This window comes from Stratiformator vulcanicus, assembly GCF_007744515.1.
In the GTDB taxonomy this organism is placed as follows: Bacteria; Planctomycetota; Planctomycetia; order Planctomycetales; family Planctomycetaceae; genus Stratiformator; species Stratiformator vulcanicus.
The window spans coordinates 3,645,922-3,659,912 of sequence record NZ_CP036268.1; the positions used below are offsets into that span (position 1 = coordinate 3,645,922).

Annotated in this window: 13 protein-coding genes; 11 read left to right on the plus strand and 2 right to left on the minus strand. The window is 57.2% G+C overall.

Going from position 1 to position 13,991, the window contains the following annotated elements:
• Positions 1-14: 14 nt before the first annotated feature.
• From flgG to mgtE, 11 genes are all read left to right on the plus strand, one after another.
• Positions 15-818, plus strand: coding sequence for a flagellar basal-body rod protein FlgG (gene flgG / locus Pan189_RS14410; RefSeq protein ID WP_145364672.1), 804 nt, complete (start codon positions 15-17; stop codon positions 816-818).
• 53 nt (positions 819-871) lie between these two features.
• A complete protein-coding gene (gene flgA, locus Pan189_RS14415) occupies positions 872-2,014 on the plus strand; it encodes a flagellar basal body P-ring formation chaperone FlgA (protein WP_310820511.1) in 1,143 nt (380 codons plus the stop codon).
• A 59-nt stretch (positions 2,015-2,073) separates the two neighbouring features.
• Positions 2,074-2,928 (plus strand): flagellar basal body L-ring protein FlgH, encoded by an 855-nt coding sequence (locus Pan189_RS14420; RefSeq protein ID WP_145364674.1) that lies wholly within the window; start codon positions 2,074-2,076, stop codon positions 2,926-2,928.
• Positions 2,929-2,976: 48 nt separating this feature from the next.
• On the plus strand, positions 2,977-4,095 hold the full coding sequence (locus Pan189_RS14425) for a flagellar basal body P-ring protein FlgI (protein WP_145364675.1): 1,119 nt from the start codon (positions 2,977-2,979) through the stop codon (positions 4,093-4,095).
• Between the two features lie 53 nt (positions 4,096-4,148).
• Positions 4,149-4,472: a rod-binding protein gene (locus Pan189_RS14430; protein WP_145364676.1), complete on the plus strand. Its 324-nt coding sequence runs from the start codon at positions 4,149-4,151 to the stop codon at positions 4,470-4,472.
• A 189-nt stretch (positions 4,473-4,661) separates the two neighbouring features.
• Positions 4,662-5,168, plus strand: coding sequence for a flagellar export chaperone FlgN (gene flgN / locus Pan189_RS14435; RefSeq protein ID WP_310820512.1), 507 nt, complete (start codon positions 4,662-4,664; stop codon positions 5,166-5,168).
• A 20-nt stretch (positions 5,169-5,188) separates the two neighbouring features.
• Positions 5,189-6,886 (plus strand): flagellar hook-associated protein FlgK, encoded by a 1,698-nt coding sequence (flgK, locus tag Pan189_RS14440; RefSeq protein ID WP_145364678.1) that lies wholly within the window; start codon positions 5,189-5,191, stop codon positions 6,884-6,886.
• 55 nt (positions 6,887-6,941) lie between these two features.
• Complete coding sequence (flgL, locus tag Pan189_RS14445; RefSeq protein ID WP_145364679.1) at positions 6,942-8,885, plus strand: flagellar hook-associated protein FlgL; 1,944 nt, start codon at positions 6,942-6,944, stop codon at positions 8,883-8,885.
• 172 nt (positions 8,886-9,057) lie between these two features.
• The gene (gene rplM / locus Pan189_RS14450; protein WP_310820513.1) at positions 9,058-9,540 is read left to right on the plus strand and encodes a 50S ribosomal protein L13; all 483 of its coding nucleotides are present in this window, start codon (positions 9,058-9,060) and stop codon (positions 9,538-9,540) included.
• Between the two features lie 75 nt (positions 9,541-9,615).
• Positions 9,616-10,329: a 30S ribosomal protein S9 gene (gene rpsI / locus Pan189_RS21715; RefSeq protein ID WP_145364680.1), complete on the plus strand. Its 714-nt coding sequence runs from the start codon at positions 9,616-9,618 to the stop codon at positions 10,327-10,329.
• Positions 10,330-10,495: 166 nt separating this feature from the next.
• Positions 10,496-11,854: a magnesium transporter gene (mgtE, locus tag Pan189_RS14460; RefSeq protein ID WP_145364681.1), complete on the plus strand. Its 1,359-nt coding sequence runs from the start codon at positions 10,496-10,498 to the stop codon at positions 11,852-11,854.
• A gap of 139 nt (positions 11,855-11,993) precedes the next feature.
• On the opposite strand, the gene Pan189_RS14465 is transcribed toward mgtE, so the two are convergent.
• On the minus strand, positions 11,994-12,920 hold the full coding sequence (locus Pan189_RS14465; protein WP_145364682.1) for a sugar phosphate isomerase/epimerase family protein: 927 nt from the start codon (positions 12,918-12,920) through the stop codon (positions 11,994-11,996).
• A gap of 70 nt (positions 12,921-12,990) precedes the next feature.
• On the minus strand, positions 12,991-13,926 hold the full coding sequence (locus Pan189_RS14470; protein ID WP_310820515.1) for a sugar phosphate isomerase/epimerase family protein: 936 nt from the start codon (positions 13,924-13,926) through the stop codon (positions 12,991-12,993).
• Between the last annotated feature and the right edge of the window lie 65 nt (positions 13,927-13,991).

The following is a 13,991-nucleotide window of genomic DNA, read 5'->3' on the forward strand; positions in this document are numbered from 1 at the left end:
GGAAAGGCGACAGCATGAGCCTCAGAGCACTGCACTCGGCCGGCACGGGAATGAACGCGTATTCGTTCAACCTCGATGTCATCGCCAACAATCTCGCCAACGCCAGCACAACAGCCTTTAAGAAGTCTCGAACAAACTTCGAAGACCTTTACTACGAACATATTAAGCCCCCGGGGGCTCCCGATCAGCAAGGACTACCTGCTCCGATCGGCATCGAAGTCGGTCTCGGTACGCGGGTCGCCGGAACTGAAGGCGACTTCACTCAAGGCAGCCTTCGCCAGACCACGCAGCAACTCGATCTCGCAATCACGGGGGACGGCTTCTTCCGAGTGCAGGATCCGACCGGAATCGACCTCTATACCCGCGCGGGAACATTTACCGTCAATGCGAACGGAGACGTCGTGCTTGGGACTGCCGACGTGAGTCGATTACTCGCCGATGGGCTGAACATTCCGCAAGATGCCCTCGACCTCACGATCTCCGGCGACGGTGTGGTGGCAGTTCGAACTGCCGGGAACAACCAGTTGCAACAGGTCGGCAATATTGAACTCACCCGTTTTATTAATCCACAGGGACTGCTTCGCGTTGGCGAAAATCTCTTCCAGGAGACCGATGCCTCCGGCCAGGCCCAGCAAGGCATACCGGGACAGGACGGCCTGGGCACGCTCAAACAGGGATTTCTTGAAGACTCCAACGTCGAACCCGTTCGAGAACTCGTCGACCTCATTAAATCGCAGCGAAACTTCGAATTAAACACCCAAGTCGTCCAAGCCGCCGATCAATTGTTGCAACTGGTTGCCAATATTCGAAGGTTCTAGGGATGAGGTGCGGAACCGATGCCGTTGGTTTCAATCCGTCCGAGATAAAGACCATGAACTTGTACCGCAAGAGCCGACCCTATATCGCCGTGCTCGCCGCTTGCATCTCAGCATCCGGGGCGCACGCGGCGTTGATCACTTTTCATTCCCCGGTCATCGTTAAGTCTCCCGTTATCACCCTCGGCCAGATCGCCGATGTCATCGATGCCGATTCGGAAACGGTTGCCCGACTGAATAATGTGACGCTCGGCCCCGGACCGAGTGACGGTCGCGACAAGCGTTTCGACTTCGAAAACGTCAGAGCGCGGCTCCGGGCCGTCGGAATTGATCTCTCGACAATCGAATTCAGCGGACCGACATCGGTCACGACCACAACCGACGCAAACCTCGCACGCACTCAATATGCACCCAGGCCAACTTCGCCGCCGACCGGCAAGCATTCACAAGCACCGACCGCATCGCGCGAACAATTCGGACCGTCCACGGCCGACACGCGTCTCGCCGAACAGATCGTGGTCGACACCGTAAGAATTTACTTGGGAGCCCGTGCTCCGGCCATCGGTGAGGTCGACTTCACACCGATGTTTAACAGCGAAGACGTCGTCCGCATTCTCGCGATCGGCCGCCGCGGCTTAGATGTCCGCGGTGGTACAGCGCCATGGACCGGGCGTCAGACATTTCAGTTCTCGGCAGCGGGAAGTACGCAATCGACTTCCGAGATTTCGGTGACCGGGCGGGTCGTGCAACGACCTTTTGTTCTCGCAGTCAAACACTCCGTGCCGCGCGGTTCCATTATCACGAAAGACGACCTCGTGTGGGAACAAAGCCGAGAGGATGGTATCTCTGAGCCGGGCCTCGTCATCGGTTATGAAACGACCCGCCCACTGACGGCCGGAAGCATCGTCGCGGCTGACTTCCTGCAGGCCGCCCCGCTCGTGCGTACGAATAATGTCGTGACGGTCACGGTTAAAATGCCGGGATTGGAAGTCAAACGACTGATGCGTGCCCGGAGCGACGGAAAGCTGGGTGAAACGGTCACATTAATGTCTCTCGAAGGGCGCGAGCAAATTGCCGGGCGCGTCGTCGGGTTCCAAGAGGTCGTCGCCGTCACCGACGTCTCCGCGGATTCCGAATCAGGCAAGTCATCCCGACCCGGCGTCATCATCCGACGCGAAGCCAACTCAATATCACGCTGACAAGTCATTAAGAGTTAGAACATTCCGTTCGTACCTTTTGATCACGATCGAGCGAATCGATGACGGTTCATCAATTATACACCGCGACACTCATCGCTCTGGCGGTCGTGTTGTCCCCATTAACAGACGAAGCGGTCGCTCAACAGCAGAGACCGCTCACAGGACAGGTCCCAGCCCCCGGCGTCACTGGGGGAACGGCAATCGTTCCACCACCACCCGCGCCGGGAACACGATCGATCCCGAGTCGGCCATCGCCCCTCGCGCAGGACGCCGGGCGTTCTCCTATGGCAGCAACCGGTCAGTTCCAACCACCGTACAACTCAGCGGTGATCCCCTTCATCCCCGCCATTCCGCGGCGGCGTCCGGGGTTGGTCAGTGAGTACTCGCTCACATTTATTGAGCAACCGCCGCCCCGAGTTATTAAAGAGAATGACATCATAACATTCCTCGTGAACCACAGCTCTGAATTAAGTTCCGATTCACGCTTCAACAGGCAACGAAATGAATCGTTCTCTGCTGAGCTATTGGAGTTCGTGGCACTCGACGGTCTAATCCTTCGCAACTCCGCGGCGACCTCCCCGACGATCGACACATCGGTCCAAAACCGAATTCAAACAACCGGTCAGCTTCAAAACGGGGAAGGTATTAATTTTCGCATTGCCGGGGTTGTGACTGACGTGCTGCCAAACGGCAATTTGGTGATCGAAGCCAGAAAAGTCTTCACCGACACCGATGATGAATGGGAATACCGGCTGTCGGGAATCATCAGCAGTGAAAAAGTGAATAAGGATATGACCGCCTTAGCCGAGGACGTGGCCTTCCAAGGAATTAAGCGATTCCAGAACGGCCGCATCTACGACAGCACAAAACGAAACTGGGGCACGAAGATCGTCGACAAAATATTTCCGTTCTAATCATCTCGCGGCGAACAACATCGCATCAGTAAACCCGAGCTTCAAATGATGCCGACTTCGCAGAACCACTATTCACATCGCATCGCGCAATCGGCGTTCGCGATCGCTGTCGCGATCATCACCGTGTGCGGAAGCGGCTCGGTCTCTGAGGCACGAGTTCGGCTGCAACACATTTGCTCGGTCGCAGGTCAGCAGGAGATTAAACTGACCGGAATGGGACTCGTGGTCGGTCTGGGCGGAACCGGCGACGGAGGACGGAGCCTCCCGGCCATGCAAGCCCTCGCCACGGCGCTTCAAAACAATAACAACCCGGTCCTCTCGCCTCTTGACCTGCGCGACTCGAAGAATGCGGCGATCGTCATGATTGAAGCGACGATTCCAAAGACCGGGTTGCGACGCGGCCAACGCATTGACTGTTACGTCAGTTCCGTGATGGGGGCAAAAAGCCTGCGGGGAGGGCGATTGCTATTCGCGCCCGTCGAAGCACCTTCGGTCACTCGAGATGTCGGCGCGCCGGTTGCCCTCGGTTTCGCATCCGGCCCGGTTTATATCGAGGACGACCTCGTTCAAACGAGCGGCAAAATCCCCGGCGGTATCACACTTCAGGAAGACACTCTCTCCTATTTCATCAATCGAGCCGACGACAAACAGGGAATCACCTTGTTGCTCGACGCATCGCATTCCAGTTTTCACTCGGCCTATGAAGTGGCTCGGGTGATTAACTCGGAGTTCGCCTTTGAAGTCGGTCGGTCGGTTGCCCAGGCGACCGGACCCGGCACAATCAGCGTCGATATCCCGCAGCAATATCATCGCGACCCGGTCAAGTTCGTTGCACTACTGCTCAACGTCGGCATCGACAATCCGCACACGCAGGCGCGGGTCGTCGTCAACGCGAAAACGGGAACGGTGATCGTCACCGGGGAAGTCGAACTGAGCCCCGTCATTATTACCCACCGCAATCTGACGGTCCGCGTCGGTGCCCCCGGCTTCGGACCTCCGCCCGAAGTTCGGTTCAGCGCGATCTCTCCGGAGCCCGATCCGTCACCGAGTCTCGAGCAACTCGTCGAGGCACTCAACCTTTTGCGTGTCCCGCCTGAAGGTGTCATCGACATCCTGAGAGAGTTAAATCGGACCGGAAAACTACACGCCGAGTTCATCGAGTATTAATCGCGGTTCGGCTATATCGCCTTTTCTTCACACTTTGATGGCAGAAAAATTCGATGAATACCAGCAGTTTGAATCCGCAACTCGCAACGCAGCTTGCAACGACGCGGGCCGCCCGTCCGGAGACCTCGAATCTTCCTGAAACTAAGGAGGCCTTTCGAGATTTCGTCGCCGGCACATTTTATCGGGAGATGCTGAAGTCACTACGCCAATCGCACGACAAGCCCGCGTATATGCACGGAGGACAGGCCGAAGATGTCTTCCGCGAGCAACTCGACCGACAAATTGGCGAGCAACTCAGCGTCTCACATGGAGACTCACTCGTCGGAGATCTGTACGCATCTTTCGAGGCGACACAATTAAGATCAACGCGTCTGTAAGGCATCGAATTTAGGTCGCGCGCTCACCTCTCTCAATAATTGATTCTGCCCGCAAGCGTCGCCTGCGGTCATGATCGCGAAGTTCCTGCTCGCTAATGTCGATATAATCCGATAGTCGAATCGGAGACATCGACAGCGCTCTACTGCTACGCGCGCTGACGAATGGGCGTGTTACTAGCGAGCGGGCTAATGTCGACTTCACTACATTCGAAATTCGCTGAGGCGATTGACGGTTTTCTCGACCGCATCGAATCGCGGCAATCCGACTTCTTCACTCACTACGAAGAAAAGGACGCGGCGCTGAAAGCTTCGGACGCAAAGCGTTTGCTCGCATTCGCCGCGCACGAAGAGCAGCTCTGTCATGAGCTCAGGGCATCCGCATTAGAGCGCAATCAGATTCTGCAGGCCGCGCGCGGTGGAAGACTGCCCACTGACTCGCTCAAAGACCTTTGCGAGTCGCTGACCGACGCCCCGGCAAATGAACTGCGGCGCCAGCGCATTGAACGAGTCGGAACGAACGCGGCCCGACTCAGGCAAAAGACATGGTCGCATTGGGTCGTCGCGCAGCGGTCTTACGCCCAGTACTCGGCGTTAATTGACTTGATCGCTCATAGGGGTCGGCAAGCGCCGACCTATTCGGCCGGCGAAGGCGAAGATGGCCGCTCAGAAGGTTCTCTCATGGACGCATCGGCGTAAGCCCGGCAGGAGGCCGCGATATGTCACTTAATTCATCGCTACACGTCGCGGGCCGCTCGCTCGAAGTCTTCAGCGCCGGCCTTTCGGTCGCCGGGCAGAACATCGCCAATGCGAATACGCCCGGTTATGTTCGCGAAGAACTAAAGATCAATGCCAATACGCCGTTCAAGGTCGGCCAGCACATCTTCGGCACGGGCGTGTACGTCGAGGGAATCCAGCAGCAGATCGACCTGTTTCTCGAAACCAGAATTCATACCGCCAACGGTGACCTTGCACATGCCGAAGCCCGGTCCGATATTTTCCTCGCACTCGAAACGACGCTCAACGAACTCGGTGACAGCGATCTTTCGACCGCACTGAGCGACTTTTCCTCGGCGCTCAACAATTTAGCAAACGAACCCGATGACCTCACCCTCCGCTCACTCGTCGTGCAGCAGGGTGAAGAACTTGCCAGAGACGTGACTGACCTTCGTCTTCGGATTGACGAATTAAGATCTCAGCAATCGCTTAACTTGGACAACCTTGTCCAGGAAGCAAATGAATTAATTGACGAAATCGATCGACTCAATCCACAAATCGCGAGGCTCGAAGCATCCGGCCTCTTGCAAAGCGATGCCGGCGCGCTGCGAACCCAGCGTTATCAGGCCCTTGAACGACTCTCCGAAATCGTTCCGGTGCGCTTTCAGGAACGGTCCGACGGGGGAGTCGACGTTTTCAGCGGTTCGAACTGGCTCGTATTGGGAGGCTCCACGCAGCACCTCGAGACGTTTAAGACAGCGGACCGCGGAATCAGCATCACTAGTGTTCAATATGCGACGACGCAGCAAGTCTTAAGCGAAGGGGCCGGCGAGATTCGCGGTATTATCGATGGGCGAGATGAAATCCTGGGATCGTTCGTTGATGATCTCGACACGCTTACGACCAACCTTATCGGAGCGTTCAATGAAGTTTATACATCGGGCGAAGGTCTCGCCGGACATACGTCATTGACCGGGCAGACGGAAGTCGCCGATCCGACACTCGCGTTGAACGCTGCCGGCCTCAGTTTCACACCTCGGCACGGCTCGTTCGAGGTCAAGTTGGTCAACCTTGGAACCGGCGCGATCGAAACGACGGAGATCACGGTCGATCTCGACGGCATCGGCGGCGCCAATACGACTCTCAATGACTTGCAAGCGGCCTTGGACGGCATCATAAACCTGTCCGCGACGGTCGACCCGCTTGGTCGGCTGCAACTATCAACGACAGACGGCTACGAAGTCCGGTTCGCAAATGATTCCAGTGGAACACTGGCCTCGCTCGGTATTAATACATTCTTTACCGGCACCGATTCCGGCGACTTCGGCATCAACGCGAATGTGAAGGCTGATCCGAATCTGCTGGCGACCGGCCGGGGCGGCGGCCCCGGAGACAATAAGAACATCGTCGCCTTGCAAACATTTCTCGAGGACGACCAAATAGACCTCGGCGGACAATCGCTTCGTGGATTTTACGAATTAACTGTCGCCGAAGTCGCGCAGCAATCGGCCGCAGCCAGCAGCCTGCGGAGTGGCTCCGATGCATTTGTCGCCTCCCTTCAAAGCCAGAAGCAACAATTCTCGGGAGTCAGCCTCGACCAAGAGACGATTAAGATGCTCGAGTTTCAAAGAGCTTATCAATCAGCCGCACGATTGATCAGCACGATCGACGAACTCTACGACGTTCTATTAAATGTATGATCGACCAGTATTTATACAACTTATCCGCACCAATATCAGTAGATGAAGTTTTCCGATGCCAGTTAGTCCGATCCTTCCCGGCCGACTTCCCGATACGCTGCGTGCTTCGCGGCTGACGTCGCTAATCGCGCAACAGCAACGGGCGATGCTTCAGTTGCAAGATCAGGCGGCTACGGGTCAACGCTATTTCCTGCCGAGCGAGGCACCGAAGGACTCCATTCGGACGATCTTTTTCCAGCGCGAGATCGAACGCAATTCGCAATTGCAAACGAACGTGCTGACCGATCAATCACTGCTGACGGTGACAGAAACGTCTCTTAATTCCGTCGCGGATTCCTTAAACCGTACAAAGTCGATCATTCTCGCGGGGGTCGGTGATCTGGCCGGCCCGGATGAGAAGGCAGCCCTCGCAGCGGAAATTGAATCAATTCTGTCCGGGGTCCTCAACACTGCTAATTCAACGCACCGCGGACGTTATCTTTTTGGCGGCAGCGAAACTCAGGACCAACCGTTTACCGATCTCGGTGGCGGTCGGATTCTATATCACGGCGATTCGGCTCAGATTGATTCACAGATCGATACCGGTTTCCTCCTCGGCAATAATATCGACGGAGCGACAGCCTTCGCCGCACTGACACCCGCCGTTTCAGCCGATGTCGACCCGGCTTTGACCACGTCTTCGAAGCTCGGCAATTTGTTCAACGGAATCGGCGTCAGCAGCCTGCAATCCATCGAAATTACGCTCGATGACGGAGGAGGGACGAGCGAGACGGCGACGGTGGATCTTTCGACGGCGAAGACGATCGGTGACATCGAAGCTTTAGTCGAAAACGCGTTCACCGGAGCGCTTACGGTCGATGTCGCCGTGAATGGCAACGGTGACGGATTATCGTTGACAGCAACCGGCACCGCCACGACCGTCGCCGTTGCCGACATTAATGGCGGAATTACGGCCCGCCAACTTGGCGTTAATTCCGCGGCGACTGCCGCAATCACCGGGGGCGACCTTAATCCGGCATTAAGTCTTAGAACACCGCTGGCCGATCTGAACGGCGGTGCGGCCGCGACATTCACGGACGGACTCGTCATCACCAGCGGCACGCGATCGGTCACCGTCGACCTTTCCGGCGCCACCGATGTCGAAGACATTTTGAATGAAATCGAACTTCAAGCACGGGCGGCTGACATTCATGTGGAAGCCGGTATTAACGAGCAGGGGAACGGCATCTCCATCCGCAGTCGCGTAAGTGGAGAGCCCTTTTCGATCGGCGAAAATGGTGGGGACGACGCGGCGTCACTCGGAATCCGAACGCTAACCGGTTCGACGTTGCTTGCGGACCTCAACAATGGCCTGGGCGTACCCACCGGCGACGGCAATACGCTCGACATCACGCGACGTGATGGAACCGACGTTTCGATTGACTTGAGTACCGCGGCAACCATTCAGGACGTGCTCGATTTGGTCAACGCCGTCGATCCGGGGGTTCTGACCGCCTCACTCAACTCCGTCGGCAACGGCATCTCGTTCGTCGACGACGATGGCCTCAGCACCGGTGATCTGATCGTCGCTGAGAACGCCCTTTCAACGGCTTTGGGGGTCGCAGGCGAAGAGACCAGTGGCACGACAACGGGAGTTCTCTCCGGCGAAGACATCAACCGGCAAGAAACGGCTGGGGTGTTCAATCTGCTGGTCCAGACCGCCGAAGCCCTGCGGAATGGCGATGATGCGGAGCTGACCCGGTTAGGCGGCCGGATCGACGGCGAGCTCAGCCGATTCGCCGCCGTCCGGAACGAAGTCGCCGCCCGTCTGCAAACCCTCGACCAAATCGAAGAGCGTCTACTCGATACGGAGCTGACGCTCAACCAGTCGCTCTCCGAAACGTTTGATGCCGATTTGACCGAGGTCATCACCAAGGTCACCGAGTTGCAAACCTCGCTGCAGGCGACGCTTCAGATCTCTTCGATATCGATGCAGCTCAATCTCATCAACTTCATTTGATGCGTTCGCGAGATTCGGCGGCGAAACGTCACTGATTCGGCGTGATAGCGTTGAATCGATTCGGGCGTCGGGCTAGACTCCTCGATTCCTTCGCGGTCCGGCCATGGGCATTGTTTTCAGCGAGACGCCCGCTTCTGCCGACCGCCGGCCCGAGATGTTTCAGAGAGTCGTGATGCCCAGTTTGCAAAAATCGCACATGGCGAATGAGTCGACTGTCGAACCGAATTGGTTCGTTATCGATGCCGATGGCCAGATCGTCGGTCGATTGGCGACCCGGATCGCTACCGTTTTGATGGGCAAGCATAAGCCGGAGTACACTCCGCACTGCTTGACCGGTGACTTCGTGATCGTCACGAATGTCGAGCGGGTGAAATTCGGGGGCAAGCAAATGGATCACCCCGAACTGCCTTATTACAGCAAAAAGTGGGACATGAAGTCCTACGATACGTATTCGGGCTATCCCGGAGGCCGAAAGGTCAAAACGGCCTTGGAGACCTGGCAACGACGACCGGAAATGATTTTGCACGAAGCCGTCCGGCGGATGCTGCCCAAGAACAAACTTGGCCGACAGATGATGAAGCGATTGAAGCTTCATGTCGGCGGCGAACACGATCATCAAGCTCAGCAGCCGGAAGCCTTTCCGGATCATATCTGAGTCGATCATTTGCTGAACGAACGCAAAACGTGCCAGGCACGATAATCATCCACCTGCTGCAATCCGACGGAAACCATGGCAAACGATCAGCCCGAAGAAAAACCGACCGAAACTCCGGCAGACGAAGAAGTAACGTCGGCGGAATCTCCGACCGCAGAGACTGCGCCGGAAGAGCCAGCGCTGGAACAGGCAGCAGCCGATGAACCGGCGACGGAAGAATCCGATCCGGTCGCTGCGGCGATTGATGAAGGCGACGCGGCGCCGGCCGAACCGACGCTCGTGACGCCGGAAGAGGCACTGGATGGGACTGATGTCGTTGAAGGGTTGACGATCGGCGAAGGCGGACCGCCGGAGCAACTCGTTCTGCCGGCTGAGTCAGCCATCCGCGGAAAGGTCGATCGTTTCGGCGTTGCCCTCGGAACGGGTCGCCGTAAAACCTCGGTCGCCCGGGTGCGAATCTCGAAAGGGGACGGAAAATTCACCGTCAACGGCAAAGCCCTCGACGAGCATTGCTGCATCGAACGTGATCAGCTCGCAGTGATGGGACCACTCCGTGCGACTGAAATGGAGGGCAAGGTCGACATTTGGGTTCGCGTTGAGGGCGGTGGTCCGACCGGACAAGCCGGAGCCATGATCCTCGGAATCGCCCGTGCCCTGCAGGCGATGGATCCGACGCTGCACCACATATTGCAGCATGGCGGGTTTCTGACCCGTGATGAGCGAATGGTCGAGCGGAAGAAGTACGGGCACAAGAAAGCCCGCCGCAGCTTCCAGTTCTCGAAGCGATAAGTCGCCTCGACTTCTGCAGACAATTTGATGTTCTCTCACGCCTCCGGCTGTTATCGGCCGGGGGCGTGAGTCATTATTGCCGGTATTGAATTGCCCGCTTCGGAGTTGCGCTCCTCTCTCCGGCGGACACTGCCCGCCCCTTGTGCTCCTCGCCGCTCTCACCGCCATGTATCACGAACTTCTGCTGCCCGACATTCGGCAAATGATCGACGAGGGCGATGAAGCCGGGCTGAGGGAATTCTGTGACATCCTGCACCCTGCCGCCGCGGCGGAAGTGCTGCGCGAGATGGATCCGGCTCGAGTCTGGCAGGTACTCGCGTTCGCCCCGATGGAAACACGGGTCGAGATCTTCGAGCACCTCGGGCTGCCGCATCAGGTTGAGCTCGTCGACGAAATTGATCGCGACCGGCTCTCGAAAATCATTGAGGCCATGTCGTCAGACGACCGAGCCGACTTGCTGGGTCGAATGGATGACGAGCAGGTGGAGCAACTTCTCCCGCTGGTGACGAAAGCGGAGCGGGCCGACATCCGGCGGCTGCTTTCTTACCCCGAGGAGAGCGCCGGTTCGATCATGTCGACCGGATACGCTTCGCTTCGAGAAGAAACGTTCGTCCGGGATGCCCTATTACAACTGCGATCGCAGGCGCCAAAGAAAGAGACGATCTACTACATCTTCGTACTCGACGACGGGGGCCGACTCGAAGGCATCGTGACGCTGCGCGATTTGATTCTGGCCAAGCCGGATAAGGTCGTGCGCGACATCATGAACCGCGATGTCATTTCGGTCCGCGTCGACGAAGACCAAGAGCACGTCGCCCGCGAAGTGGCCCGGTATAACTTTCTGGCGATGCCGGTGGTCGACAATCAAAATCGACTGGTCGGAATTGTGACGCACGACGACGCGATGGATATCGTGCGGGAAGAGGCAGATGAAGACGTTCAGCGAATGGGTGCCGTTGAACCGTTGCAAGATGACTACATCGACACCGGCGCGGCGACGCTGGCGTGGAAGCGGGGAAAATGGTTGCTTTTCCTGGCCGTTGTGGCGCTCTTCACGGCCGAGGTGCTCGACCGGTTTGAAGAAACGTCGGCCAAGCACGTTTGGGCGGTCCTGTTTCTTCCGCTGGTATTGGCGAGCGGAGGCAATGCCGGGTCGCAGTCGGCGACTTTGGTGATCCGCTCCCTCGCCCTGAGCCAAGACCGTCGGCAGAATCGCCTGTTGGGTCTACTCGGACGCGAATTAATCGTCGGATTGATCCTTGGCGGATCGCTCGCGTTGCTTGGGTTTGTCGTCGCGGCGACTTGGTTCGAGCGTCCTGTCCTTCAGGCATTGATGGTTGCGATGACCGTGTTTCTCGTCGTGATCTTCGGTACCATCAGCGGGCTCGTGCTCCCCTTCGCGACCCGCAGGGTCGGTCTCGACCCGGCATTGATGTCGACCCCCTTAATCACCGCGCTGGTCGACATCGCGGGCGTGCTGCTTTATTACGGCCTGGCACTTTGGCTGCTAGACGTCTTGGGATGACCCGAGGTCTCGACGGTCCGAAACCGACACAGTCGTCTGCGAAGTGGTATTCATCGCAACAATTAAGCCAGCGTAGTTCTACGCTCGATTCGTGGTTCTCAGGAACCTCGGCTTGTTTGGTTATCACACGAGCCCTTAATTAAGCGTGCCCGTGTAGTTCTGCTCGAACGCGTTCGAGCAGTTTTTTGGTGGCTGTGATGCCCGCTTTTTCGCCGAGGCGATTTCCCTCGTACTCAATGCCGACGTAGCCGTTGTAACCCCAGCCGGTGACAAGGCCCATCATCCGTAGATAATCAATCGTGGTTTCATCGCCAGCGGCATTGAAGTCGTAAGACTTCGCGCTCACCGCTTTCGCGTACGGCATTAACTGGGCGACGCCTTTGTACTTATCATATTCATCGTCGGAGCTGATCTTGAAATTCCCGAAGTCGGGCAGGGTGCCACACCGTGGGTGATTCACGACCTCCATCACCGTCGAGAGCCAAGCGCCGTTCGATGAGAGTCCTCCGTGATTTTCAACAATCACGTTAATACCGTGTTGATCGGCGAACTCCGTCAACCGCCCAAGGCCGTCAGCGGCGAGTTCAACCTGTTCGATGAAGCTGCCGCGACTGGCGGCATTGACGCGGATGGAATGACAGCCCAGCTCTTTCGCCGCGACGACCCATTTTTTGTGGCGGTTGATAGCGGTATCGCGCTGCTCGTCGTCCGGGTCGCCCAGATCGCCTTCGCGGTCAATCATGATTAGGAGCGCCTTAACGTCCGCATCCTGCAGGCGTGACTTTAATTCGGCGAGGTACTTTTCATTCTCAGCCTTGTCGAACATGAATCGATTAACGAATTCAACCGCGCCGATGCCGAGATCTTTCGCCGCCTGCGGGAACTCGAGGTTTGTCATCTCACCGCCGAAGTGGGCTTTGTGAAATGACCATTGGGCCAGCGAAATCTTATAAAGCGAATCGTTGCCAGACTCGTGATGATCGGCAGCGGCACTACTCACCCCGAGACCCAAGCCGACGGCGCCAGCTGTCGCAGTTCCTAAGAAGTTTCGACGAGAGAAGTTCATGTGATGTCCTCTGAGTGAATGCTATCTGTTCAGCAAACCCCTTGCTTGCGCTGCGGGCTTGAATGAGCAATTAAGCGGAGTACTCGCTCCGCACTTTTTTAAGAAGTTCGAGCGTCAGGCGGATGCCTTCTTTCTTTGGGTGATTGCCGCCGCCGAACTCGATGCCGACGTAACCGTCGTAGCCCCAGCCGGTCACGATCCCGAGCATCCGGCGGTAGTCGGTATCAATGTCTTCGCCTTGGTCGTTAAACCGCGTCGACTTCGCGCTGACGCCCTTCGCATAGGGCATCATCTGCATCACGCCCTTATAGCGGTCATATTGCTTACCGTTGCCCAACTTAAAGTTGCCGAAGTCGGGCAGGGTGCCGACGCGCGGATGGTCGGTCAATTCCATCACGGCGCATAGCCAAGCGGCGTTGGACGAGTTCCCGCCGTGATTCTCGACGATCACGTTGATGTCGTGCTCATCAGCAAATTCGCACAGTTGTCGCAAGCCGTCAGAGACGTACTGCATCTGTTCCAGGAACGTGCCCTTGCTGTAGGCGTTGACGCGGATCGAGTGGCAGCCGAGCAGTTTGGCTGCTTCGACCCACTTGAAGTGCTTCTCGACGACCTTGCGCCGATCGGATGGATCGGGCTCGCCGATCGAGCCTTCCTGATCGATCATAATCAGCACGCTTTTGACACCGAGATCATCGCAGCGGGTCTTCATCTGGTTGAGGTAGGCGGTGTCCTTACCCTTGTCGATGAAGAACTGATTGACCCATTCGACGGCATCGATGCCGAACTCTTCCTTGGCGACTTTAGGGAAGTCGAGGTTGTCGAGTTCGCCCCCTTTGAGCAGCGAGACGAGCGACCACTCGGCCAGCGAAATTTTGAAGGGTCGGTGCGCGTCTTTGGAATGGTGATCGGCAAACGAGTTGCCTGCCAAGGCAACCGTCCCGGCAGCGGCGGCAGCGGCCAGAAAGTTGCGACGTTCCAACAGCGGCTGCGATCCTGAATTCATCACGTACCCCGAACGGCTACAGGTCAAAGAATGCTGATAAGTCCGGGAGTATAGGCGGCCTGCGC